Annotated in this window: 22 protein-coding genes; all 22 read left to right on the top strand. The window is 34.5% G+C overall.

Annotated features, from left to right (window positions below; genetic code table 11):
- Positions 1-12 precede the first annotated feature (12 nt).
- The 22 genes from BN2144_RS16440 (at position 13) to sigG (ending at position 26,698) form a co-directional block, all read left to right on the top strand.
- Entirely contained in the window at positions 13-1,545 is a 1,533-nt protein-coding gene (locus BN2144_RS16440; protein ID WP_033829316.1) for an acyl-CoA carboxylase subunit beta, read from the top strand.
- Positions 1,546-1,755: 210 nt separating this feature from the next.
- The gene (locus BN2144_RS16435; protein WP_033829315.1) at positions 1,756-2,637 is read left to right on the top strand and encodes a 2-dehydropantoate 2-reductase; all 882 of its coding nucleotides are present in this window, start codon (positions 1,756-1,758) and stop codon (positions 2,635-2,637) included.
- Positions 2,638-3,002: 365 nt separating this feature from the next.
- Positions 3,003-4,622, top strand: coding sequence for a bacillithiol biosynthesis cysteine-adding enzyme BshC (gene bshC / locus BN2144_RS16430; RefSeq protein WP_033829314.1), 1,620 nt, complete (start codon positions 3,003-3,005; stop codon positions 4,620-4,622).
- A gap of 217 nt (positions 4,623-4,839) precedes the next feature.
- On the top strand, positions 4,840-5,271 hold the full coding sequence (mraZ, locus tag BN2144_RS16425; RefSeq protein WP_033829313.1) for a division/cell wall cluster transcriptional repressor MraZ: 432 nt from the start codon (positions 4,840-4,842) through the stop codon (positions 5,269-5,271).
- Positions 5,272-5,338: 67 nt separating this feature from the next.
- A complete protein-coding gene (rsmH, locus tag BN2144_RS16420; RefSeq protein WP_033829312.1) occupies positions 5,339-6,277 on the top strand; it encodes a 16S rRNA (cytosine(1402)-N(4))-methyltransferase RsmH in 939 nt (312 codons plus the stop codon).
- Positions 6,278-6,295: 18 nt separating this feature from the next.
- Positions 6,296-6,649, top strand: a complete 354-nt coding sequence (gene ftsL, locus BN2144_RS16415; RefSeq protein ID WP_033829311.1) for a cell division protein FtsL — start codon at positions 6,296-6,298, stop codon at positions 6,647-6,649.
- A gap of 14 nt (positions 6,650-6,663) precedes the next feature.
- Complete coding sequence (locus tag BN2144_RS16410) at positions 6,664-8,859, top strand: penicillin-binding protein (RefSeq protein WP_230199759.1); 2,196 nt, start codon at positions 6,664-6,666, stop codon at positions 8,857-8,859.
- 320 nt (positions 8,860-9,179) lie between these two features.
- Complete coding sequence (locus BN2144_RS16405) at positions 9,180-11,093, top strand: stage V sporulation protein D (RefSeq protein ID WP_033829309.1); 1,914 nt, start codon at positions 9,180-9,182, stop codon at positions 11,091-11,093.
- A gap of 593 nt (positions 11,094-11,686) precedes the next feature.
- Positions 11,687-13,186 (top strand): UDP-N-acetylmuramoyl-L-alanyl-D-glutamate--2,6-diaminopimelate ligase, encoded by a 1,500-nt coding sequence (locus BN2144_RS16400; RefSeq protein WP_033829308.1) that lies wholly within the window; start codon positions 11,687-11,689, stop codon positions 13,184-13,186.
- A gap of 17 nt (positions 13,187-13,203) precedes the next feature.
- A complete protein-coding gene (gene mraY / locus BN2144_RS16395; protein ID WP_033829307.1) occupies positions 13,204-14,178 on the top strand; it encodes a phospho-N-acetylmuramoyl-pentapeptide-transferase in 975 nt (324 codons plus the stop codon).
- Entirely contained in the window at positions 14,179-15,531 is a 1,353-nt protein-coding gene (gene murD / locus BN2144_RS16390; RefSeq protein ID WP_033829306.1) for a UDP-N-acetylmuramoyl-L-alanine--D-glutamate ligase, read from the top strand.
- Between the two features lie 125 nt (positions 15,532-15,656).
- Positions 15,657-16,757, top strand: coding sequence for a stage V sporulation protein E (spoVE, locus tag BN2144_RS16385; protein ID WP_033829305.1), 1,101 nt, complete (start codon positions 15,657-15,659; stop codon positions 16,755-16,757).
- A gap of 196 nt (positions 16,758-16,953) precedes the next feature.
- Positions 16,954-18,054: an undecaprenyldiphospho-muramoylpentapeptide beta-N-acetylglucosaminyltransferase gene (gene murG / locus BN2144_RS16380; RefSeq protein ID WP_033829304.1), complete on the top strand. Its 1,101-nt coding sequence runs from the start codon at positions 16,954-16,956 to the stop codon at positions 18,052-18,054.
- A 115-nt stretch (positions 18,055-18,169) separates the two neighbouring features.
- Positions 18,170-18,985 carry a cell division protein FtsQ/DivIB gene (locus tag BN2144_RS16375; RefSeq protein WP_042338082.1) on the top strand — a complete coding sequence of 272 codons (816 nt, stop codon included), beginning with the start codon at positions 18,170-18,172 and terminating at the stop codon, positions 18,983-18,985.
- A complete protein-coding gene (locus BN2144_RS16370; RefSeq protein ID WP_033829303.1) occupies positions 18,975-19,658 on the top strand; it encodes a DUF881 domain-containing protein in 684 nt (227 codons plus the stop codon). The genes BN2144_RS16375 and BN2144_RS16370 overlap by 11 nt, the downstream gene beginning before the upstream one ends.
- A 43-nt stretch (positions 19,659-19,701) precedes the next feature.
- Positions 19,702-20,433 (top strand): DUF881 domain-containing protein, encoded by a 732-nt coding sequence (locus tag BN2144_RS16365; protein ID WP_033829302.1) that lies wholly within the window; start codon positions 19,702-19,704, stop codon positions 20,431-20,433.
- Between the two features lies 1 nt (position 20,434).
- Positions 20,435-20,803, top strand: a complete 369-nt coding sequence (locus BN2144_RS16360) for a small basic family protein (protein WP_033829301.1) — start codon at positions 20,435-20,437, stop codon at positions 20,801-20,803.
- Positions 20,804-20,964: 161 nt separating this feature from the next.
- Positions 20,965-22,248: a cell division protein FtsA gene (gene ftsA / locus BN2144_RS16355; RefSeq protein WP_033829300.1), complete on the top strand. Its 1,284-nt coding sequence runs from the start codon at positions 20,965-20,967 to the stop codon at positions 22,246-22,248.
- 39 nt (positions 22,249-22,287) lie between these two features.
- Entirely contained in the window at positions 22,288-23,466 is a 1,179-nt protein-coding gene (ftsZ, locus tag BN2144_RS16350; RefSeq protein WP_033829299.1) for a cell division protein FtsZ, read from the top strand.
- A 414-nt stretch (positions 23,467-23,880) separates the two neighbouring features.
- Positions 23,881-24,804, top strand: a complete 924-nt coding sequence (gene spoIIGA / locus BN2144_RS16345) for a sigma-E processing peptidase SpoIIGA (RefSeq protein WP_033829298.1) — start codon at positions 23,881-23,883, stop codon at positions 24,802-24,804.
- A 90-nt stretch (positions 24,805-24,894) separates the two neighbouring features.
- Positions 24,895-25,614, top strand: coding sequence for an RNA polymerase sporulation sigma factor SigE (sigE, locus tag BN2144_RS16340; RefSeq protein WP_033829297.1), 720 nt, complete (start codon positions 24,895-24,897; stop codon positions 25,612-25,614).
- Between the two features lie 307 nt (positions 25,615-25,921).
- Positions 25,922-26,698, top strand: a complete 777-nt coding sequence (gene sigG, locus BN2144_RS16335) for an RNA polymerase sporulation sigma factor SigG (protein WP_033829296.1) — start codon at positions 25,922-25,924, stop codon at positions 26,696-26,698.
- Positions 26,699-26,880 lie beyond the last annotated feature (182 nt).

Genomic DNA, 26,880 nt, shown 5'->3' with positions numbered 1-26,880 from the left:
AGAGATTGAAGAATGAGTCTTTCAAAAAAATTAAGGGATAGTCATGAGATTATTTTAAAAGGTGGAAATGAAAAATACCATGAAAAGTTAAAAGAACAAAATAAATTATTTGTACGAGAACGCTTAAAACTACTCTTCGATGGTGGTTCTTATCAAGAAGATGGGATATTTGCAAACTATCAAAATAGTGATTTACCAGCTGATGGTGTCGTATGTGCAATTGGGAAAATAAATGGGAGAACTGTTTGTGTGATGGCAAATGATTCGACTGTAAAAGCTGGGTCATGGGGTGCGCGAACGGTTGAGAAAATAATTCGTATTCAAGAAACAGCAATGAAATTAAAAGTTCCGTTTCTTTATTTAGTCGATTCAGCGGGTGCTCGCATTACCGATCAATTACAAATGTTCCCGAATCGTAGGGGAGCTGGACGCATATTTCATAATCAAGTAAAAATGAGTGGAATGGTTCCACAAATTTGTTTGCTATTTGGACCATCTGCTGCTGGCGGAGCATATATTCCAGCATTTTGTGACCTTGTTATTATGGTTGAAAAAAATGCATCCATGTATTTAGGTTCTCCCCGAATGGCTGAAAAGGTAATTGGTGAGAAAGTTAGTCTTGAAGAGATGGGTGGAGCCCGGATGCATTGCTCGGTGAGTGGCTGTGGTGACTATTTAGCGAAAAATGAGGAAGAGGCGATAAAAGTTGCAAAGAAATATTTAACGTATTTTCCACAAAATTTCACAGAAAAACCGACGAAGATGAATCAATATATTCCGCAAGAAAGTACAAAAACGTTAGAGGAAATAATCCCTACTAACCAAAATGCTCCCTTTAATATGTACGATTGTATTAATACTCTTATTGACAAGGAAAGTTTCTTTGAGATTAAAAAGCTATTTGCACCAGAATTAATTACCGGTTTGGCACGGATTGATGGAAGGGTCATTGGTATCATAGCAAATCAACCGAAAGTAAAGGGAGGAGTATTATTTGTTGACTCTGCCGATAAAGCGGCAAAATTCATACAATTATGTGATGCATATCATATCCCTCTTTTGTTTTTAGCAGATGTTCCGGGCTTTATGATTGGTACGAAAGTAGAACGAGAGGGAATTATTAGACATGGTGCGAAAATGATTGCAGCTATGAGCTCAGCAACTGTACCAAAAATATCAGTTATCATTCGGAAAGCTTATGGTGCAGGGCTTTATGCGATGGCCGGTCCAGCTTTCGAACCAGATGTCTGTATTGCACTTCCGACTGCACAAATTGCGGTTATGGGTCCTGAAGCGGCTGTAAATGCGGTATATTCGAATAAAATTAATGAAATTGTGGATTCAAAAGAACGATATAAATTTATTCAACAAAAGCAAAATGAATATAAAGAACATATAGATATTTATACGCTCGCTTCAGAACTAATAATCGACGATATTGTTGAGCCGAATGAATTACGAAATGTTTTAATTGAACGATTTGATTATTATGAAACGAAGAATGTACACTTTTCTGAAAGAAAGCATCCAGTATACCCAGTGTAATTTTTAAAAGCTTTTTCATATGAGTTCATATGGAAAGGCTTTTTTTCGTGTACATGGGCACATGCGATAAAATTTCTTCTAGGTTTAGTAGTTTGTAAGGTGTTGTATAAAAATTATGAAAATAATCGAGTTCATTAATTCCTTTTTCGTGTCACAAACGTATTTTTTTGATAATATGAATCTAGGAAAAAAGAATGGGTGGCGGAACAAATGAGAATTGGAATTATTGGCGCGGGTGCAATAGGTTTACTATTTTCATGTTATTTAAGTAAAAGTCATCACGTAACAATATACTGTCGAACAGAAAAGCAGGCGTTAGAGATTAATCAAAAGGGGCTTTTTATAACTTATCAAGAAAAACAAGAAAACCTTCGTATTCAAGCTAAAGAGAGTGGAAGCTTGATGGAGGAAGATTTAATCATTATCGCTGTGAAACAATATCATCTACAAAAGCTTGTTCCTCTGTTAAAGAGAATCCCATTGTCAATTCCAATTTTATTTATACAAAACGGTATTGGTCATTTACCGATAATTGATAGTCTTCCACATAAAAACGTTCTTCTTGGAGTTGTTGAACATGGAGCAATTAAATTAAATGAAACGAATGTTCATCATACTGGGATGGGTAAAACAAAAATTGCTGTTTATCGGTGGGATGGAAATTTTTTCTTAGATCAAATTCATCGATTCCAATCAGATAACTTTCCCATTTTATTCGAACATAACTATGAAGAAATGCTAATGGAGAAGCTCATTGCGAATGCGCTTATTAATCCGTTAACAGCCATTTTAAAGGTGGAGAATGGAGAATTAATCGAGAATCGTTTTTTCTTTCAGCTATTCGAGATGGTTTTTAATGAAGTTTGTACCGTATTAAATGTGTCTAATCGTGATTCTGCCCTTCAACGGGTTATTACGATCTGTAGAAGCACAGCAAATAACCAATCATCCATGTTAAAAGATGTATTAAATGGAAGACAAACAGAAATTGATGCGATTGTTGGCGAACTCCTAAAAAAGGCTACAACGAAAGGCCAATCTGTTCCTTTTTTACAATTTATGTATATTAGTATTAAGGGAATGGAGACATAAGGTGGAATATACGGTGTTGAATTTTTTTTAACAATTATATCAATATTTCTCTTTTTGCCAACCTTATTAATTAGTCTTATTATTTTCATCGGATTCTTGACTTTAAGAACGGGCAAAAGGCTTTTCAAATTGCAGCGGTATATCTTTGCTTTTAGCTATTAGGAAAGTAAAAATTTTCAATTTCTATTTTACCTTGTGCGCTTAAGCGTACAAGGAAGACTCTAGAAGTTTTATATCAAAGCCGAAAAACTCTTTTTCTTATCGGCGAACTCTAGTCTCTTCGGTTGCCTGAAGGTTCGGACGCCCGTATTTTCTTTAAAAACATTATAACTATGTATATAGTTTTAGAAGGGGAGATTTACAACGTGGAATTACTGCAAATGAAATTGGATATAAAAAATAAATTAGTTCATCGGTATGTAAATGATGGAGAAAGTTCTTTTTTTCATTACTCATTTCAAAAACAAGAGGATATTGTTCATCGTTATCAAGAATTAATGGATAGAATCTTCCCGCGTAAAGAAATTGCGGAACATATTCGAAAGTTTATGGGAAAGTTTTCAGTGACAAAAGAAATTGAAAACAACCTTAATAAATTGGGAAAAGAGAATAGTGTTGTTGTTATTGGTGGTCAACAAGCTGGTCTATTAACTGGGCCGTTATACTCCATACATAAAATGATTTCCATTATTTTACTAGCCAAAAAGCAAGAGCAATTGCTAAATCAACCAGTTGTCCCGATTTTTTGGGTTGCTGGTGAGGATCATGATATTCAAGAAGTTAACCATGTTTATAAGTTGGAAAAACAGGCTCTCGTAAAATCAAAATTCAGACAAAAAATGCGTACGGATAAGCAGATGGTTTCTAGAATTAAATTTGATAAAGTGAATCTAGAAGACTGGTATAAAGATATTATTGCTTCTTTTGGCGAGACGAATTATACAAACGAAATATTAGAACTACTTGATGAGTGTTTGGAAAAGTCTGATACATATACCGACTTTTTTATTAGTGTAGCAAACGAATTGTTCAAAAAAGATGGTTTATTATTTATTGATTCAGCCCATCCAGAATTAAGAAAAATCGAACGTACATATTTTCAAACATTAATTGAATATGGTGAACAAATTACTGAAAAATTACTACTTAAGCAAGAAGAATTAACGAAATTAGGCTATCAAAAAATGATTGATACTTCTGATACGGTGTGCCAGTTGTTTTTAGAAGAAAATGGTGAGCGGAATTTATTACGATACGACAAGGAAAATAAACTCATCGTTGGAAGCGGGAAAGCATTTACGAAAACAGAACTAATACAATTGGCTAAAGAGAATCCCGAGAAATTTAGTAACAATGTTGTAACAAGACCAATTATGCAGGAGTTTTTATTTCCAACTATTGCATTTATCGCAGGACCAGGTGAAATTGCTTATTGGGCTGAATTAAAAACATGTTTTGAGCTGTTAGGGTTAAAAATTCCTCCAGTCTTTCCACGTATTAATATTACTTTTTTAGAACGAAATATTGAAAGTGACATCAATGAACTAAACTTACAGTTGAAAAGTATATTATTACATGGTACAAAACAAAAAAAGCAAGAAGCTATCGAATCTTTAGGAAATAAAGAATTACAATTAAAAATTGAGGCTGCTAGAAAGACTATCGAAGACCAGTATCAAGAAGTTGCTGACGAAATAATCCGTTATGATAAAGGACTTAATACAATTGTTAAGAAAAATAGCCACTTTGTTAAGGGGCAACTAGATTTTTTGGAGCGAAAAATAGAAGAATCAATGAAAACAAAGCATGACGTTACTCTCAGCAAATATGACCGAATAGAAAGATCACTTCACCCGTTTGGTGGACTACAAGAACGATGTTGGAATCTTTTTTATTTCTTAAACCTTTATGGATTAAATTTACCAGAAAGATTGTTACAATTACCATTCGACTGTAACGGAGATCATTACGTTGTTAAATTATAATTTATACGACTGTCCTTTTGGGCAGTTTTTTTATTTATATAAAGACGAAAAAAAACCATTGTCGATAAATGGAGATAATTATCAATCAAAACTTGATGAAAAATTTATACTTTTTTCAAGTTTTAAAGGGATTTTACGATATAATAGCGAATTGAAAAAATAGTGGAAGAAAGTGGGGGAATGTGGTACATTTGTGTTATGAAGTGGAGGGATAAATATGTTCATGGGGGAATATCGGCATAATGTTGATACAAAGGGCAGGTTAATTGTTCCTGCCAAATTCCGAGAAGATCTCGGTGAAGTATTTGTATTAACACGAGGTCTTGACCAATGTTTATTTGGATACCCCATGAGTGAATGGAAAATTATTGAAGAGAAAATAAAATCCCTCCCATTGACGAAAAAAGATGCCCGTGCATTTGCTCGCTTTTTCTTTTCAGGTGCAACGGAATGCGAAATAGATAAACAAGGACGAATAAATATTCCTACCACATTACTTCAATACGGGAAGATAGAAAAGGAATGTGTTGTTTTAGGTGTTTCTAATCGAATTGAAATCTGGGATAAGGAAATATGGGAAAATTATTTTACTGAATCTGAAGAATCCTTTGCAGATATTGCAGAGAATATGATTGATTTTGACTTATAATTGGGAAGAATAAAGAACGAAATATTTTTGATTACTGTTCTCTTAAAAATGAAAGGTAGGAGACAACATGTTTCAACATACGACAGTCCTTTTACACGAAGCGGTAGAGGGGCTAAATATTAATCCAGAAGGAATATATGTGGATTGTACATTAGGTGGTGCAGGACATACGGAGCAAATATTAAGCCGACTTTCACAAAATGGAAAAGTTTATGCCTTTGACCAAGATCAAGTAGCAATTGAAAATGCGAAAAGAAAACTTCATCGTTATGAAAGACAGTTAGAAATTATCCATAATAACTTTGTCAATATAAAAGAAGAGCTTCATGCCCGAAGTGTTTTTCAAGTTGACGGTATTTTATATGATTTAGGTGTTTCTTCACCACAATTAGATGAACCTGAACGTGGTTTTAGTTATCATAACGATGCCCCGCTTGATATGCGAATGGATAGAGACGCTCCGATTACCGCGAAAACAGTTGTCAATGAGTGGCCTTATGAAAAACTAGTCCATATCTTTTTTAAATACGGGGAGGAAAAGTTTTCAAAACAAATAGCACGACAAATCGAAGCTGCTCGTGAAAAACAAATTATTGAAACAACTGGCCAGCTTGTCGACATTATTAAAGAGGCAATCCCAGCACCAGCAAGACGAAAAGGGGGACATCCAGCTAAGCGAGTTTTCCAGGCAATTCGTATTGCGGTAAATGATGAATTAAATAGTTTTGAACAATCATTAGAACAAAGTATTGAGCTTTTAAAAGTTGGTGGTAGAACAGCAGTTATTACATTCCACTCTTTAGAGGATCGAATTGCTAAATCGACCTTTAAAAAATATGCTACAGTTCCCGACTTACCTTCTGGGCTGCCTGTTATTCCTGAGGAGTTTCAACCGATGTTAAAGATTATTACACGAAAACCAATTGTACCAACAGACCAAGAACTTGCTAATAATAATCGTGCACGTTCAGCAAAATTACGAATTGCGGAGAGAATTAAAAAGTAAAAAGGGGAGGTCATACAAATGAGCAATTTAGCGAGAAAGTATCAAGTACAAGAAGTTCAACAACCGAAAAAATCATTTAAACCGAAAGTGAAAAAAAGTCTTTTTACGAAAGGAGAGAAGTTTTTATACATCGTTTTTGCCTGTATTGTTTTCTTTTTCTCCACAAAGATCATTTCAAACCAAGCCCATATATATGAAGTAAATAAAGAAATACAACAAGTTGAGACAACAATGACTGAACAACAAAAAGTAACTGAAGATTTAAAAGCACAAGTAAACGAATTAAGTGAATATAGTCGTGTACTTGAGACAGCCAAAAAACAAGGTCTAAAAATAAATGAAAATAATGTGAAGGTTGTTCAAAATAAATGAAAAAGAGACCTAGCATGAACAGAAGAGCTTTATTCATATTTATTGCGTTCAGTATTGTTCTCTTCTCGCTAACCTATCGTTTTTTTGTAATACAAATCACAGGAGAAGCTAATGGGAAATCGTTAAAAGCTTATGCTGAGGAAAAATATTCAAAAGAACGAACATTACAGGCATCACGCGGGTCGATTCTTGATCGTTCAGGAGACCCGCTAGCAATCGATACAATTACTTATAAGGTAGTTGCTATATTGGATCCATCCGTTACCCCAGATAAAGCAAAAACTCCAAAACATGTTGTTGATCCTGAAAAAACAGCTAAAATTCTCGCTAAATATATTCCTATGAAGGAGTCTGAAATATATAACCGATTAACAAAAGACCTTTTTCAAGTGGAATTTGGCGATGCTGGGAAAAACATAACAAATGAACTAAAGAGGAAAATTGAAGCTGAAAAACTGCCAGGAATTACTTTTATTCGGGAATCGAAACGTTCTTATCCGAACGGTGCATTCGCTTCTCATTTGCTTGGCTTTGCTAATTTTGTAGATGATGGTGACGGACATAAAAAATTAATTGGTCAAATGGGACTTGAAGGTAGTCTTAATAAATATTTAGAGGGTCACGATGGAAAAATTACGTATAAAAGTGACCGATGGGGATACATATTACCTACTTCTACTACGAAAATTAGCGAACCTAAAAATGGTAGTAATGTTTATTTAACGATCGATAAGAAAATCCAAACATTTATAGAAGATGCAATGAATGAAGTAGATAAACAGTACAAACCTAAAAAGATGATGGCAATTGTTGCTGATGCAAAAACAGGTGCAATTCTTGGGATGTCTCAAAGACCTACTTTCAATCCGAATACGAGGAAGGGAATTGAAAATAATTGGCAAAATATAATTGTAGAAAATGCGTATGAGCCAGGTTCTACAATGAAAATTTTTACATTAGCGGCAAGTATGCAAGAGGGAGTTTGGAATCCAAACGAAACATATCAGTCAGGGATCTATAATGTAAAAGGTGCTCCGCCAATTAAAGACCATAATAATGTAGGTTGGGGAAAAATTACATTTTTAGAAGGAATTCAACGGTCATCTAATGTAGCTGTTTCTAATCTTGTTGAAAAAATGGGTACGGATACTTTCCGAAATTACTTAGATAAATTTAAGTTTGGCCAAAAAACAGGAATTGAACTAGAAAATGAAGCAACTGGAACGATTCAATATCAATGGGAACGAGATCGCATCTCCACGGGATACGGACAAGCAACAAGTGTTACGGCGCTTCAAATGATACAAGCGTTAACTGCTGTGACAAATAAAGGAAAAATGATGCGCCCGTATTTAATTGATAAAATTGTCGATGAAGATGGAAAAGTGATTAAAGAGAGTAATCAAAAGGAAGTAGCATCTCCAATTTCCGAAGATACAGCAAAGAAAGTTATTGATGTATTGGAGTCAACGGTAACAAGTGAACATGGTACTGCTAAGAACTTTAATATCGATGGATATCAAGTAGCCGGTAAAACAGGTACGGCACAAATTTATGAAAATGGTAAAGGTTATTTAACGGGATTTAATAATTACTTATTTTCATTTATTGGGTTTGCCCCAACAGATGATCCGAAGCTAATTGTTTATGTCCTCGTTCAACAGCCAGATTTAAATCAAGAAGTAATGGAAGCTGGTTCTGTACCAGTCTCCAAAATTTTCAATCCTGTAATGAAAAATAGTTTACAATATTTAAATATTAAGCCGGATGAGTCTGTTGAAAAAGTAAAAGTGAATAGTTTACCAGATTATACATCCGCAAATATCGGCGAAGTAAAATCACAGTTAAAATCTTTTGGACTTCAATCAACTGTTATCGGGAATGGGACAAAAGTTGAACGAACCTATCCAAGTGCGGGAGCAAAATTATTAAATGGCGAACGAGTGATCATAGTTACCGACGGGAAATGGAAAATGCCAAATATCGTAGGTTGGTCACTTAGTGATGTTATGAAACTAGTAAATGCAACAAATATGAAAGTCTCTACTGAAGGAGAAGGATTTGTTACTTCACAAAATTTAGAACCTGGAACGGTTATTACAAAAGATAGTAATTTGAAAGTAAAGTTACAAACACAAATTCAAATCGATAAGGGAAAAATGACTAAAAAAGAAAAAACAAATACTGATGGTAAAAAGACGGAAGATTAGTAGGTTAAGTTGTTTAGTTGTCCAGACTTAGGTCGGACAACTTTTTTGTCTAATAGGAACGTATAAATGTTCCAATTTCTACTTGTCAATACGTATAAGTGCACAAAGAAGGCCCATCAGCTACATCAAAACCGAAACACTATCTTTTTGGGAAACTCTCGTCTCTCTGGTTGCATAGAGGCTTGTGCGCCCTTTTAGTTTTCTTTATTTTTGTTCGAATCATTAAGCTCCTGTGACAAAATCTATGTAAAATTGAAGAGTTCTAGCTTGGATAGGACATGCATATAATGAAACGAGCCTTGAAGGGAGGTCAGTTTCGTGTGCGAAGAGTTTCTCAAGTAACAGTAAGAAAACGATTAGCTTTTGTTCTACTTGCTGGATTATTTATATTTTTAATATTAATGACCAGACTTGGTTATGTACAGTTTGCCTTAGGTGATATGCTGACAGAGCGTGCGAAAAATTCATGGAATCGAGAAATCCCATTTGAACCGAAACGTGGGGAAATTGTCGATCGAAATGGTGTCGCCCTCGCTACAAATATGAGTGCACCGACTGTCTATATTGTACCAAGGCAAATAAAAAACCCGGCTAATACGGCAGAAAAGCTTGCAAATGCGTTAAATGTGAATGTCCAAGAGGTCTATAAACAAATAACAAAAGAATCGAGTATTGAACGGTTGAAGGCAGGAAGAAAAATATCAAATGAAAAGGCAAAGGAAGTTGAACATTTAAACTTACCAGGAGTTTATATTGCTGAAGATTCTAAACGTTATTATCCATTTGGAAGTTATTTAGCTCACGTTCTTGGGTTTACAGGTGCAGACAATCAAGGACTTACAGGACTAGAACTTTCTTATGATAAAGAATTATCTGGTGAAAAAGGATCTGTTCAATTTTATTCCACTGCAAAGGGTGAACGGATGAAAAACATGCCGGATGATTACCAAGCACCGATTGATGGTTTAGACTTAGTTTTAACAATCGATTCTCAAATTCAGACGATATTAGAGCGAGAATTAGACAATGCTCAAGCAAAATATAATCCTGATGGACTAATTGCCGTAGCAATGAATCCAAAAAATGGAGAAATTTTAGGGATGGCATCAAGACCAACTTTTGACCCTTCTGACTTTAAAAGTGTCGCACCGGAAATTTATAACCGTAACTTACCAGTATGGAGTACTTATGAACCGGGTTCAACGTTCAAAATCATTACTTTAGCAGCTGCACTTGAAGAAGGGAAAGTCGACCTTGAAAAAGATAACTTTTATGATCGGGGACATGTTGAAGTAGGTGGGGCATCTCTACGCTGCTGGAAAAAAGGCGGTCATGGTTCTCAATCATTTTTAGAAGTAGTTCAAAACTCATGCAACCCTGGCTTTGTTGAACTTGGTGAGCGGCTAGGAAAGGATAAACTATTTCAATATATTCATGAATTTGGGTTTGGGCAAAAAACGGGAATTGATCTGCAAGGAGAAGGAACAGGGATTTTATTTAATTTAGATAAAGTTGGTCCTGTCGAGTTAGCAACAACCGCTTTTGGACAAGGTGTTTCAGTCACTCCTATTCAACAAGTTGCCGCAGTGTCTGCTGCTATAAATGGAGGGACCCTATACCAACCATATGTTGCAAAAGAATTAGTTGATTCAAAGACTGGAGAAGTTGTTATGAAGAAGAGTCCAGTTGCAAAACGCAAAGTTATTTCTGAAGAAACATCCAAGGAGCTACGATATGCATTGGAAAGTGTAGTTGCCCAAGGGACGGGTAAAAATGCATTTATTGACGGATATCGTGTTGGAGGTAAGACGGGTACAGCTCAGAAAGCACAAGGTGGTAGATATCTTGAAAATAACCATATCGTGTCATTTATCGGCTTTGCTCCGGCTGATGATCCACAAATAGTTGTTTATGTTGCAGTTGATAATCCGAAGGGAACAATTCAGTTTGGTGGAACGGTAGCAGCACCTATTGTCGGAAATATAATTGAGGATAGTATGCGAGCACTAAAAGTTGAACCTAGAAAAAAACAAATTGAAAAAAAATTAACTTGGTTAGATAAACCATTAATAGAAGTTCCGGATCTTATTGGATTAGAAAAAAAGGACTTATCCTCACAATTAGTTGACTTGAAAATTGAGGTTAATGGCAATGGTCAAAAAGTAGTTAAGCAAGCACCAAGTCCAGGGGTTAAAGTAGAAGAAGGTTCAACGATACGGATTTATCTTGAATAAAAAAATACTCCTATGAAGCTGGGATAAACGTATTTCAGCTAATGGAAAACCCGAACTTTTCATGCGCAAATTTATTAAAGTTGCGTAATCGTTCGGGTTATTTTATTTGGCTAATAGGAAAGTATAAATGTTTCAATTTCTACTTTTTCTTCTGCGCATAAGCACACAAGAAAGGATCTAGCAGCATTCCATTAAAGTAAGCCGAAAAACTCTCTTTTTCTGCCAACTCTAGGCTATTAGTCGCCTAAATGCTCGAGCCCCTGAGTGTTTTTATCTTGTGATTTTACATCGGATTTATTCATCTTTTGAGGCAATTTAATTGTGTCCCCATCGCTTTTTAAATTCGTTTTTAATATTATATTAAGTTAACCATTAAAAAAATTCCTCGTGAAAAATATAGGAAAACCCAACATAAATAGATTACATCGGCAGTACAATGGTTATGATGGAAGAACATTGAAGAATTAGAACGGATTTAAAAAGAAACGTAGAAAAAATGAACAGTTTCATGTAAAATGAATGGTGGTATTTTCACGGACAACATATTTTTTTTAATAGAAATTATTGTTTTCTACCTAGAAGGAGATGTTTTAATGAAACTTCAAACATTATTAATTCACTTACCTTTTGCCAAACAAGTGAATTGTGAAGATAATCCGGAAATTAAGGCAATCGAACAAGATACAAGAAAAGTAAAAGAAGGGACATTATTTATTTGTATAGAGGGTGCACAATTTGATGGACATAAGTTTGCAAAAGAGGCAGAATCTAAAGGTGCGGTTGCAATCTTGTCGAATCGAGAAGTAGATGTGAATATACCAAATATTATCGTACCTGATACTCATAGGGCGATGGCCATCGTTGCTGATGCTTTTTATCGTCAGCCTACGCATAATTTATTTTTAGTTGGGGTTACTGGTACGAATGGAAAAACTTCTGTAACTCATATGGTAGATCATATTTTTCGTTCTACTAATAAAAAAACTGGTTTAATTGGAACCTTATATACAAAAATTGGTGAGAAAATATTTGAAACAAAAAATACGACACCTGATAGTTTAACTTTGCAAAAAACATTCCGTGAAATGTCAGATGAACATGTCGAGGTAGTTAGTATGGAAGTATCTTCACATGCCCTCGCTCAAGGCCGCGTTTGGGGAAGTGATTTTGATGTTGCAGTATTTACTAATTTGACACAAGATCATTTAGATTATCATAAAACAATGGAAGAATATAAAAAAGCAAAAGGACTGTTATTTTCACAACTAGGTAATACATATCGAAGTGACAGGCCAAAATTTGCTGTTTTAAATGTAGATGATGCGGCAACTGAAGAATACAAGCGAGTTACCTCAGCTCATATTATTACATATGGAATAAATGGAGAGTGTGATGTACGAGCTAAAAATTTAAAATTCACAAGTACTGGTACATCATTTCAACTTGAGACACCTGTAGGAAATAAACAAATGTCTATTCGTTTGGTCGGTACATTTAATGTATATAATGTATTAGCTGCGATTTCTGTAGGAATTGTTGCGGATATTTCTCTAGATCAAATTATTGATAGCTTATCATCTTTCCAAGGTGTTCCAGGACGTTTTGAACTTGTTTCAGTAGGGCAACAATTTCCTGTCATTGTTGATTATGCACATACACCAGATAGTTTGGAAAATGTATTAAAGACGGTTCGTTCATTATCTCCAAAGAGAATATTTGTTGTTGTTGGTTGTGGTGGAGACCGGGATCATGGAAAACGACCACTAATGGCACAAATTGCTTGTAAATACGCGACAAATCCTATTTTTACTTCAGATAATCCAAGGTCAGAGGATCCGCTTGCTATCTTAAAGGATATGGAAGCAGGCGTTCAAGGGCAAACATATCAAGTTATCCCAGATCGGCGTCAAGCAATTCACACCGCCATTCATGCTGCTAATAACGGAGATGTTGTTTTAATTGCTGGTAAAGGACATGAAACATACCAAATTGTAGGAGATAAAATCCTTGATTTTGATGATCGACTAGTTGCAAAAGACGCCCTTAATGATAAGCAAATGACTGTAAAGAAAATGCAAAAGGAACTTGACTAGAAAGGGAGGAAGTCATTTTGTTAGAACAAGTTATACTATATACAATTATTTTAGCTTTTTTAATTACTGTCTTCCTTTCCCCTTTGTTTATACCATTGTTGAGAAGATTGAAGTTCGGACAAAGCATTAGGGAGGAAGGCCCGAAATCGCATCAAAAAAAATCGGGTACCCCTACAATGGGCGGAATTATGATATTGTTGTCAATTATTGTGACAACAATATTTATGACAAATCAATTTTCAAATATGACCGTTGAAACGTATCTTTTATTACTCGTCACTCTTGGTTTCGGTATCCTTGGTTTTTTAGATGACTTTATTAAAGTTGTAATGAAAAGGAATTTAGGTTTAACATCAAAACAAAAATTAATTGGTCAACTTGTTGTTGCAGCGATATTTTATTTTATTTACCATTCATTCGGATTTTCGACAACGGTAACCATTCCGATTATTAACTATTCTTTTGATTTGGGTATTTTTTACTTTCTATTCGTTGTTTTCTGGTTAGTAGGATTTTCAAATGCAGTGAACTTAACGGACGGTTTAGACGGTCTTTTATCTGGAACGGCAGCAATTGCTTTTGGAGCATATGCAGTCCTAGCTTGGAATCAAGACCAATTTGATATCGCTATTTTTAGCGTTGCCGTTGCAGGTAGTGTGTTAGGATTTCTTGTTTTTAACGCGCATCCAGCGAAAGTGTTCATGGGGGATACAGGTTCACTCGCTTTAGGTGGTGCAGTTGCTACTATTTCAATATTAACGAATTTAGAATTCCTTCTCGTAATCATTGGTGGAATTTTTGTTATTGAAACTTTGTCTGTCATCATCCAAGTGATTTCCTTCAAAACTACAGGAAAGAGGATATTTCGGATGAGTCCTCTTCACCATCATTATGAGTTGTCAGGTTGGAGTGAATGGCGTGTAGTCGTCACTTTTTGGACTGTTGGATTATTGTTTGCAGCATTAGGAATTTATATTGAGGTGTGGTTATAATTGAAAAAGATAGCAGAGTATAAAAATAAAAAAGTTTTAGTCCTAGGATTAGCGAAAAGTGGTGTTAGTGCTGCTTCTCTTTTACACGAACTTGGTGCAATTGTTACTGTTAATGATCAAAAGCCATTCTCTGAAAACCCTGAAGCTCAAGATCTATTGGAAAAAGGGATAAAAGTTATTTGTGGAGAACATCCGCAAGATCTTTTGGATGAAGGATTTGAACTTGTCGTAAAAAACCCTGGAATTCCGTATTCCAATGAGTTAATTAAAGATGCTATTAAGCAAAATATTCCGGTTATTACCGAAGTCGAGTTAGCTTATCAAATATCGGAAGCAAGTTTTATCGGGATAACAGGTACAAATGGAAAAACAACAACTACGACACTAATATACGAACTGTTAAATGTAGGAGATAAACATCCACTGATTGCGGGAAATATTGGAACGGTTGCTTCTGATGTTGCAAAAGAGGCTACAAAGGATAATATTATTGTAACAGAATTATCTTCATTTCAATTAATGGGGACACTTCACTTTCGTCCGAGAATTGCCGTTGTTACAAATTTGTATGAGGCTCATCTTGATTTTCATGGAACTCGTAAAGATTATATAAATGCAAAAAAAAATATATTAATAAACCAAACAGAAGAAGATTATGCCATTCTTAATTACGATCAAGAAGATTGTAGAAAATTTGCCTTAGAAACAAAAGCAACGATTATTCCGTTTTCTAAAGAAAAGTACTTAGAAGACGGCGCATCATTAAAAAATGGTTTTATCTATTTTTGTGGTGAAAAAATCATGGAATATAAACAAGTAGTATTGCCAGGAAAACATAATTTAGAAAATATATTGGCAAGTGTTGCAAGTGCAAAATTATCTGGTGTTGATAATGAAAGTATTGCTAAGGTGTTAACTACATTCCATGGTGTCGAACACCGTTTACAGTTCATTAAAGAGTTAAATGGTCGTCTCTTTTATAACGATTCAAAGGCAACGAATATTTTAGCTACAAAATCAGCATTATCTGCGTTTGACCAACCAGTCATTTTATTAGCAGGTGGGCTTGATCGCGGTAATGGTTTTGATGAATTAATCCCATCTTTAAAAAATGTAAAAGCACTCATTGCTTTTGGACAAACGAAAGAAAAACTAGCTAAAATGGCCAAATCTGCACGGTTAGAAAATATATTTATTGTCGATAATGTGAAAGAAGCGGTCCCCTTGAGCTATTCATTGTCAGAAGAAGGCGATGTAATACTTTTATCACCAGCATGTGCAAGCTGGGATCAATATAAAAGTTTTGAAGTAAGAGGAGACATTTTTACAAGTGCTGTGCATAAGTTAGAATAGAGACTTGTACGAAAAAATCGAAAAGAGTTTGGAAAATATTGCTTTTTCACTTTGATAATTCCTACACCTCTTTCTTCGTTTAGATTGTACAGGCTCTCTAATTCCTGTTAATGAGGTGGTTCTCTTTGCCAGTGAAAAAAACAACTCCTGACTTCATATTAGTCATTGTGATTTTATCCCTATTATCACTAGGCTTAATCATGGTATATAGTGCAAGCGCAGTGTGGGCTGATTATCGCTTTGACGACTCATTCTTTTTTGCAAAACGACAATTACTTTTTGCTGTTATTGGACTTATTGCCATGTTTTTTATCATGAATATTGATTATTGGACTTGGCGTAATTGGTCTAAAGTATTGCTTATTGTTTGTTTTATCTTGTTAATTGCGGTTTTAATTCCAGGCATTGGAAATGTTCGAAATGGTTCCCGTAGTTGGATTGGAGTTGGAGCATTTTCCGTACAGCCATCGGAGTTTATGAAGTTAGCAATGATTATTTTTTTAGCAAAATTTTTATCTGAAAATCAAAAGAACATAACTTCATTTAAAAAAGGTCTAGTACCTAGGCTCGGCTTAGTGTTTACAGCGTTCGGTTTAATTATGCTTCAACCGGACCTAGGTACTGGAACAGTTATGGTTGGTACGTGCATCATTATGATTTTTGTTAGTGGGGCGCGGATTGCTCATTTTGTTGGTCTTGGACTAGTAGGATTAGCTGGATTTGTTGGATTGATTGCAGCAGCCCCATACCGTATCGATCGAATAACTGCCTTTCTTGACCCGTGGCAAGATCCATTAGGGACAGGCTTTCAAACGATTCAATCGCTATATGCAATTGGACCAGGTGGTTTATTTGGACTCGGTCTAGGACAAAGTAGGCAAAAGTTTTTTTACTTACCGGAACCACAAACAGATTTTATTTATGCAATCTTAGCTGAAGAATTAGGTTTCATTGGTGGCTCGTTTGTTTTACTCCTATTTTCATTGTTACTATGGCGGGGGATACGTATAGCATTAAATGCACCTGATTTATATGGTAGTTTTTTAGCCGTAGGAATTATCTCGATGGTTGCAATCCAAGTTATGATTAATATCGGTGTCGTTATTAACTTAATACCTGTAACTGGAATCACCCTTCCATTTTTTAGTTATGGAGGTTCTTCACTTACACTCATGCTAATGGCTGTAGGTGTTTTATTAAATATAAGTAGGTATAGCCGAATTTAATTTGTTTGTTAGAAAAGAGGGATCAATAATGATTTCCTCTTTTTTTAATTGTTTCTTTTGTTATATAATCATAAAATGGTGATAACAAATCTTTTCATATCTATAAAATATTAATTACAAATTTACAACATTGACCCGTGCAGCTGTAAATTATTGTAATATAAATTCTTGAAAGTAAACATGAGGTGAGTTATATATGAGAATCGTAATTAGTGGTGGGGGAACTGGAGGACATATTTATCCAGCAATTGCTTTTATTAAAAATGTGATGGCTAAAGATCCAACAACAGAAGTTTTATATATTGGAACAGAAAATGGGTTAGAAAGTAATATTGTACCGCGAAATCATATTCCATTTGAAACGATTGAGATAACTGGCTTTAAGCGAAAACTATCTTTTGATAATGTTAAAACGATAATTCGGTTTTTGAAGGGTGTGAGTAGGAGTAAAAAAATATTGAAAAAGTTTAACCCTGATATTGTTATAGGAACGGGTGGATATGTTTGTGGCCCAGTTGTTTATGCAGCACACCAACTAAAAATACCAAGTATTATCCATGAACAAAATAGTATTCCAGGACTCACAAATAAATTTTTAAGTAAGTATGTTACTAAAATTGCTATTTCGTTTGAGGAAGCAAAGGAGTACTTTCCAAAAGAAAAAGTCGTTATGACGGGCAATCCTAGAGCAACAGAAGTTTTAGGAAATGATGGAATAAAAGGAAAACAATCGGTTGGGTTATCTTTGACAAAAAAGACAGTGTTAATATTTGGGGGATCTAGAGGAGCTAGACCAATCAATGAAGCAGTATTGTCTATATTAGATGATTTTGCTAACCGTGATTATCAAATTCTCTATATTACTGGGGAAGTTCACTTTGAAGCAGTAAAAAAAGAAGTAGAACGTGCTGGCAATCCTAATAATGTCGTAATCGTTCCCTTTTTACATAATATGCCTGAAGTTCTTGCAGGTGTTGACCTCATTGTATCTCGTGCAGGGGCAACATCGATTGCGGAATTTACTAGCCTTGGGATTCCAAGCATATTAATTCCGAGCCCATATGTAACGAATAACCATCAAGAAAAAAATGCTAGAAGTTTAGAACGTAATGAAGCAGCAATCGTTATTCTAGAAAAGGATTTAGTTGGTGGAAAATTATTACATGCTATTGATGAGATATTATTTGACCAAAACAAATTACAAACGATGCATTTAAATGCAAAAAAAATAGGAATACAGAATGCGAGCGACCGGCTTTATCAATTATGTCTAGATGCAATAAAAAATAAAAAATAACAATATATGTGCCTTTCTAATTAATCTATATTCAATTAAAATATAGGCTAGTATATGCTACAATAGATTTAAAAATAATGAAAAAATATACCATTTAGTTAGTGTGGTGTTTTCTGTGCCAAATAAAGTTGTATCTTTGGAAGACCGATTGCCAAAATTAAAAGAGCAAAGGAAAAAAAGAGCAAACCGAAGATTAATTATTTTATTATTTCTCTTTTTCCTATTTGTTAGTGGGTTTATTTATGTGCAATCACCGTACAGTAGAGTGGGAGAAATAAATGTTAAGGGCAATAAGTTTTTAACTAGTGAAAAAATAAGGAAAGAAAGTGGATTAACAGAAAAGACAATCGTGTTAAATATTCGTAAATCGGAAATTGAAAAGCGACTTTTACAATTACCTGAAGTAAAAAAAGCAATTATACAAATCAGTTTTCCAAATCAAATTAATATTGAAGTTAAAGAATATAACCAGTTAGCTTATAAATTTACGGATGGAAGAGCAAAACTAATTTTAGAAAATGGTCACACTTCCAACAGTCAATCGACTGAACCCGCACCGTTTTTGAAAAAATTCGATGAAAAGCAGCCTCTAAATATGATTGTAAAACAATTAAAAGCAATGCCGATAGAAATTAGACAATCCATTTCAGAAATTGTCTTATCGCCAAAAAAGACGGATCCTTATAGTATTGTTGCCTACATGAATGATGGAAACGAGGTACGTGCTACAATTAGGACTTTTGCTCAAAAAATGGTTTATTATCCGGAATTAGTTAAACAATTAGATCCAAATGAGAAGGGGGTAATTGATTTAGAAGTAGGTTTCTTTTTTAAGTCTTATCAATCATTAGAGGCCAAGAAGAAAGGCTCTAGTAAAGAGAAACAGATTAAAGAAACAACGAGTGGAAGAGAGGAAGAAGATGAAAATTAATCGAGTTACTCTTTCCCTTATCACGTTAATTTTAGGATTTATGGTTAGCTATTCTTACCAACTTACAAAAAAGCAAGCAAATGAATTTAAAATGACTGATCATGAGTGGGAACGTACCGTACAACTTCGAGAGGATTTAGTAAAGTTAGAGGAAAAGAACAATTCACTTCAAAAAGATTTGAATGATAAACAAGAAGAGCTGATTAAAATTGAAGATGAATTAGCCGAAAACGAGAAGAATTTAGCTTTTTCTGCAAAAGAAACTGAAAAACTTCGAATGGTACTGGGTAAAGTTAAAGTACGTGGTGAAGGAATTATTGTAACTTTAGACGATAATACATACCAACCTGAAACAGGAAATGTGAATAACTTTATCGTTCATGAGCATCATGTGTTAAAAACAGTAAATGAACTTTATATTTCTGGAGCAGAAGCTGTTGCTATAAATGGAAAACGACTAAAAAGCAATTCCTACATCGTTTGTAACGGTCCTGTTATTACAGTTGATGGAGAGCAGTTTCCTGCCCCTTTTACAATCAGTGCAATTGGAAATAAAGAAACATTAGAAAAAGCCTTAACTATGAAAGGTGGAATACGTGACCAATTAGTAAATGATAATATAGTATTTAAGATAGAAAAATCAAATGGGATTATTATGGATTCAATACTATAGTACATATTTTACATATAAGTGAATTTAGAAGGTTTGGTGTCCTGTGATTAAGAAAAATAAGTTGAGTTTATTTCTTATTTCTGTGTTGGTAGGTTTTATGGTAGTCATCCAATTTAACATAACAAAACAAGATAAACATGTTGAAAAAGATAAAGGTGATTTATGGGGGCTTCGTGAAAATTATCTAGCTGAAAAGGAGCTGGAAGCAAACTTACTTCGTGAAATACGAACAGCTGATGAAAAGATTGCTCAATACGAAACAGAAAGGCATAATAGTAGTGGACAAGTTTTACAAAAAACATTAAGTGAACTAGAGGTTGAAGCAGGATTAAAAGAAACAATTGGTCCGGGAATTGTGCTATCTATATCACCAGCTTATGAATTCATTGTTCCAGGACAAAACGATGCATACTTATCACCTGACGTGCTAAGAAAATTAATTAATGAGTTAAACATGTATGGTGCGAAAGCAATCTCCATCGCAAATAAGCGAGTTATTACAACAACAACTATCCGTAATATTCAAGGTGAAACAAAGGTTGATGGTTATCCTCTCAAAAAGTTTCCCATTGAGGTAAAGGTAATTACAAATGATGAAGCAACTGCAAATAAATTGTATAATCGAATGCAAGTATCAACAATTCCTGATGAATTTTTTATTGACAATTTGACTGTATCGATATCAAAACCAAAAGATCATGTTACTATTTCTGCGTACGAAAATAGCATAGTAGTTAACGAAATGGAAACTGTGAAAGAAGAAGGAAAAAAATAATATGTGGATTCCCGCTTTAGGATTAATAATTGGAATAACATTAGGTTTGTTAACAGATATAGATATACCTGTTGAATATCATAACTATTTATCTATTGCAGTCTTAGCTGCTTTCGACACTTTAATTGGGGGAATAAGAGCCCAATTGCAAAACTTATTTGATGAAAAGATTTTTGTGTCGGGGTTCTTTTTTAATATAATTTTAGCTGCAAGTTTAGCTTTCCTCGGCGTCCATCTTGGTGTAGACTTGTATTTAGCAGCAGTTTTTGCTTTTGGTGTAAGATTATTCCAAAATATAGCTGTAATTAGAAGAATCTTATTAACCAAGTTTGGGCAAATAAGAAAAAATGAAAAAGAAAATAAAAATTAAAAGGAAAAACAAAGAAAAATAGCGAATAAGTTAATTGTTGTTTAATTATTCATGGACTAAAGAGTAACGAAATGAATAGTATGTACTTTTACAGTGACGCTATTTTTCGATATGTTTAAATCTGAATTGTTGTTCAGAGAAGAAAGAAGGAGGTGCCTAAGATGAACAGCAATGATATTTATGTGAGTATAGACATCGGTACATCCACGGTAAAAGTGATTATTGGTGAGATGGTTAATAATTCTTTAAATATTATCGGTGTTGGACATGTTAAATCTGAAGGATTAAAAAAAGGCTCAATTGTCGATATTGACCAAACGGTACAATCTATTCGGCGGGCAATTGAACAAGCAGAGCGTATGGTCGGCATGGAGATTAGGCAAGTTATCGTTGGAATTCCAGCACATCATGTTGATTTATTGGACTGTCATGGTGTCATTGCCGTTAATGGTGAAAATAGAGAGATTACTGATGAAGATGTGGCAAGAGTAGTCGATGCAGCTCAAGTCATGTCCATTCCGCCAGATCGAGAAATCATTAATATCGTAAAAAAACAGTTTATTGTAGATACACAAGATGAAATTAATGATCCACGTGGTATGATTGGCGTCCGCTTAGAAATGGAAGGGTTACTTGTAACAGGTTCGAAAACACTTTTATTAAATATCCTCCGTTGTGTGGAGAAAGCGGGACTAGAAATTGTTGATATTGTCCTTCAACCACTTGCAGCTGGCGAAATTGCTTTATCTAAAGATGAAAGAAATTTAGGTTCCGCACTAATCGATATTGGTGGTGGATCCACAACAATAACATTGTTTGAAGATGGATATATAAAGGGAACAAGTCTTCTTCCAGTTGGTGGGGATCATATTACAAAAGATATTTCGATTGTACTAAGAACATCAACAGAAGATGCTGAAAAAATCAAGTTAAAATATGGACATGCTTTTTACGAAATGGCTACTACTGATGAAGTATTTGAAATACCTGTTATTGGAACAAATCAAAAACAGGAATGTAATCAGTTGGAACTGGCTGAGATTATTGAGGCGAGAGTAGCTGAAATGTTCGATTTAATTCAAGGAGAATTAAGAAGAATGGGAGTAGATTACCTACCTGGTGGATTTGTATTAACAGGTGGGGTCGCCAATATGCAAGGATTGGCAGAACTTGCACAAGCAATTTTCCAAAATCGAGTTCGGATTGCAATTCCTGACTATATTGGGGTACGGGAACCACAATATACGACAGCTGTTGGTACAATTAAATATTTTTACAAGAATGCAAGATTGCAAGGAAGACTACAAGATACCGCCGCTCTGCCAATTGAACAGAAGGAAAAAAGAACGGTAAAACAACAACCACAAAAAACAAAAAATATAGATAGTCAAGAAGAAAAAATTACAAGTAAAATGAGACGATTTCTAGGTTCTTTTTTTGAATAATCGCTTTACTTAAGTAATTTGTAATTAGGAGGATTTCACATGTTGGATTTTGAAACATATGTAGACCAATTAGCAACAATAAAAGTAATTGGTGTCGGTGGCGGTGGCAACAATGCAGTTAATCGGATGATTGAACATGGTGTCCAAGGGGTTGAATTTATCGCAGTCAATACCGATGCTCAAGCATTAAATCTTTCGAAGGCCGAAATAAAATTACAAATTGGTGGTAAATTAACACGGGGTCTTGGAGCAGGAGCTAACCCAGATGTTGGTAGGAAAGCTGCCGAAGAAAGTAAAGAACAATTAGAAGAAGTAATACAAGGAGCGGATATGGTCTTTGTTACTGCTGGAATGGGTGGTGGAACAGGGACTGGTGCCGCACCAATAATCGCGAGCATTGCGAAAGAATTAGGCGCACTGACAGTAGGTGTCGTTACAAGACCTTTTAGTTTTGAAGGTAGAAAACGGGCAACACAAGCAGCTAGTGGAATTACTTCTATGAAGGAAGCTGTGGATACATTAATTGTAATACCTAATGATCGGTTATTAGAAATCGTAGACAAGAGTACCCCTATGTTAGAAGCATTTAAAGAAGCGGATAATGTACTGCGACAAGGTGTTCAAGGGATTTCTGATTTAATTGCTGTACCTGGTTTAATCAATCTAGACTTTGCTGACGTAAAAACAATTATGTCTAACAAAGGTTCTGCACTCATGGGCATTGGTATCGCTTCTGGAGAAAATCGTGCTCAAGAAGCTGCAAAAAAAGCAATTTCCTCACCATTATTAGAAACATCAATCGATGGGGCTCAAGGCGTTCTTATGAATATTACTGGTGGAATGAATTTAAGTTTATATGAAGTACAAGAGGCAGCCGATATTGTTGCTTCAGCATCAGACCAGGAAGTAAATATGATTTTTGGATCAGTTATTAATGAGAATTTGAATGATGAAATTGTAGTTACTGTGATTGCAACTGGTTTTAGAGAAGATTTAAGTCAAAATAAACCAATGCGGCCCAATTTAAATAAAAATAATTTCAATACAAATCATAGCCAAACTCAAACGGGCTCTCCAACTCAACCTGTTCCAAAGCCAAAGAGAGAGACACAAGTTAAAGAAGATACTTATCAAGAGCAACCACGTTCTAACTCAAATTCTCAAGAAGATTTACTAGATATACCTACATTTTTACGAAACCGAAATAATCGAATCTAAATTCTTTTTTCTTCATTCGTTTTTCGGGTTTTATCTTATGTATTTTAAAAAAGCTGTACTAGATATAAGATGCAGACTTAATAAACAGTGAATGATTACTGTTATTATAGATGCATGATCTAGTACAGCTTTATTTTTTAGTAGAACAAAATTTTACAACTTCATCTCTTAAAAAATTCATACCCATCTAATAAATTCCTTGAAAAAAGGTAAATAGAACCTCTCTCGACAATATTCGAATGAATTCACGAAAACTTCTAAAAATTCGCAGACAAAAACTGACACACTTTTAAACTGAATATCGTTATACTATTTTCAAAGCAATAAGTTTAAAAATTTACTAGGAAAAATAATAACTTACTATACAGAATTAAACAAAGACGAGAGCGGAGTACAAGTAAAGGGGAAAGTCGGTTGACAGTTTATTTAGATATTATATGGCTATTGAACTTTTTATTTGACAGCCTATTACTCTATTTAACCGGATTAATTTTGAAGAGAAAAATAACAAAACTGAGAATATTTATTGGTGGTTTTATCGGTTCGTTAATCGTTTTTGCACCATTTACAGCAATCGCAACACTCTTGTCCTCACCATTCATAAAAGTATGTATATCAATCTTAATGGTGTGGGTTGCATTTGGGTTTAAGCGATTACGATTTATAATAACTAATTTGTTGTCTTTTTATTTAGTAACATTTACAACTGGTGGTGCGTTAATTGGTTTGCACTATTTACTAAGTTTTCGATTCGATGTTAGTAACACTTTCATGTTAGCTCAAGTTCGTGGTTTTGGAGATCCGATTAGTTGGCTTTTCGTTGCACTTGCATTCCCACTCGTACTTTATTTTTCAAGAAGGACGATCGATAGCTGGGAAACAAGAAAAATCCAATATGATCAACTAATTGATGTTGATATTACAATCAATAATCAAACGATTCGATTAAAAGGATTGATTGATAGTGGAAACCAGTTATATGATCCATTAACAAAAAAGCCGGTTGTCATTGTTTCACTTGAAAAAACAGCAAACATATTTCCTGAAGAAGTCTTGGCCGTTTTTCAAGATGTCAACAAGATTTGGAAAGAAGACTATTTACCGATGGAATGGGTTCATAAAATATCTATTATCCCTTATCGAGTCGTCGGAAAGGAAAATCAGCTAATGGCCGCGGTCAAGCCGGAAGAGGTAGTGATTCATGATGGAGACGAAGCATACCATACGAATCGGCTATTGTTAGCTTTTGTCAATCAAAAGTTATCATCTGAAGATAGTTTTGATTGTATTATTCATCCTAAGATTCTCCAACAGTCAGATCATGAACAGGTTTCCTAAAAGATATACTTTAAAACAATGTAGTGATAATAAGTTTTATTCCTAGTACAAATAGAAAATGAATTGGAAATAAAAGAGGGGAGTACTGTCATGAGAAAGTTGAAGTTTTATTTACAATATTATTGGACGAAAATTTTGAGAAAACTACATTTAAAGGCTGATGAAATTTACTATATTGGGGGAAGTGAGGCTCTACCACCTCCGCTATCAAAGGAAGAGGAAGAGATATTAATAAATAAACTTCCAGCGGGAGATGAAACAGCTCGCTCCATGCTGATTGAGCGTAATTTACGGTTAGTTGTCTATATTGCTAAAAAATTTGAAAATACAGGTATTAACATAGAGGATTTAATAAGTATTGGTACGATCGGCTTAATTAAAGCTGTGAACACCTTTAATCCTGAAAAGAAAATTAAGCTAGCTACCTATGCTTCTCGTTGTATAGAAAATGAAATATTAATGTATTTACGAAGAAATAACAAGGTTCGTTCAGAAGTATCGTTTGATGAACCTCTTAATATTGATTGGGACGGTAATGAGTTACTTTTATCAGATGTTTTAGGAACGGAAGACGACATCATTACAAAAGATATAGAAGCACGTGTCGATCGGAAACTATTAATGAAAGCTTTACATACATTATCCGATCGAGAAAAACAAATTATGGAATTACGTTTCGGCTTAGTTGGTGGTGAAGAAAAAACCCAAAAAGATGTTGCGGATATGTTAGGTATTTCTCAATCGTATATTTCACGATTGGAAAAAAGAATTTTTAAACGTTTACGTAAAGAATTTGAAAAAATGGTTTAACTTTAATTAGCAGAAGTCTCTCTATTTTAAAAATTTATGCAGTTTGCGTGACAAAATCGTATTGGGATAAAGCCTCGCCGATGTGCGACTTTTCAAAGGAAGCTCATCTACATGCTAGAAAAAAATCGGGTGTGAATGTGGCTTGGCACACGTAATTTTTATTTAAAAAAGTTTATAGACAAAATCCCATATTTTATAAGGGATATGAGTTTTTACAAAGGATTCGAAATATTTAGTTGTGCATATTTTTCCTATCCGAGGAGATAATGAATTTTGTAAAGCACTCCTCGGAGGAGGTAAAGACAAAATGATGCGCAACAAAGTAGAAATCTGTGGAGTAGACACTTCAAAACTTCCCGTTTTAAAAAATGAGGAAATGAGAGAGTTATTTAAGAAAATGCAGGCTGGTGACTTAAGTGCCAGAGAGCAATTGATTAATGGGAATTTACGCCTCGTATTAAGTGTTATTCAAAGATTTAACAATCGCGGAGAGTATGTTGATGACTTATTCCAAGTAGGCTGTATTGGTTTAATGAAATCGATCGATAACTTTGACTTAAGTCAAAATGTTCGATTTTCGACTTATGCGGTGCCAATGATTATTGGAGAGATACGACGGTATTTGCGTGATAATAATCCAATTCGTGTTTCTCGATCATTAAGAGATATCGCCTACAAGTCACTTCAAATTCGAGAACGATTAATTGCAGAAACTTCAAAAGAACCTACAGCAGAAGAAATCGCTAAGGAGTTAGGTGTCCCACAAGAGGAGATTGTATTTGCTTTAGATGCTATCCAAGACCCAGTATCATTATTTGAACCTATTTATAATGATGGGGGAGATCCGATTTATGTAATGGATCAATTAAGCGATGAAAAAAATAAAGATACAAATTGGATTGATGAAATTGCCTTAAAAGAAGGGATTCGCCGTCTTAACGAAAGAGAAAAAATGATATTAAAAAAACGTTTCTTCCAAGGGAAAACTCAAATGGAAGTTGCAGAGGAAATTGGCATTTCTCAAGCACAAGTTTCAAGGCTTGAAAAAGCAGCTATAAAAGTCGTTGCCAAAAATATTCAGTAAGCTACCTATAAATCAGGGTAGCTTTTTTTGCTTTTATATTTTATCATTTCCACTTTCCTAAACAAATACAGCGCATAAGAGACGAGTTAGCATATTTTCGCAATCGAAAATCGTTTTTTTTTCGGTGAATTCTAGTCTCACATCACGCCTAAAGCCACAAACCTTAAGTATCCTTTATTCCT

This window comes from Bacillus andreraoultii, from assembly GCF_001244735.1.
GTDB classification, from domain to species: Bacteria; Bacillota; Bacilli; order Bacillales; family Caldibacillaceae; genus Caldifermentibacillus; species Caldifermentibacillus andreraoultii.
This window is presented reverse-complemented; position numbering and strand designations above follow the sequence as displayed.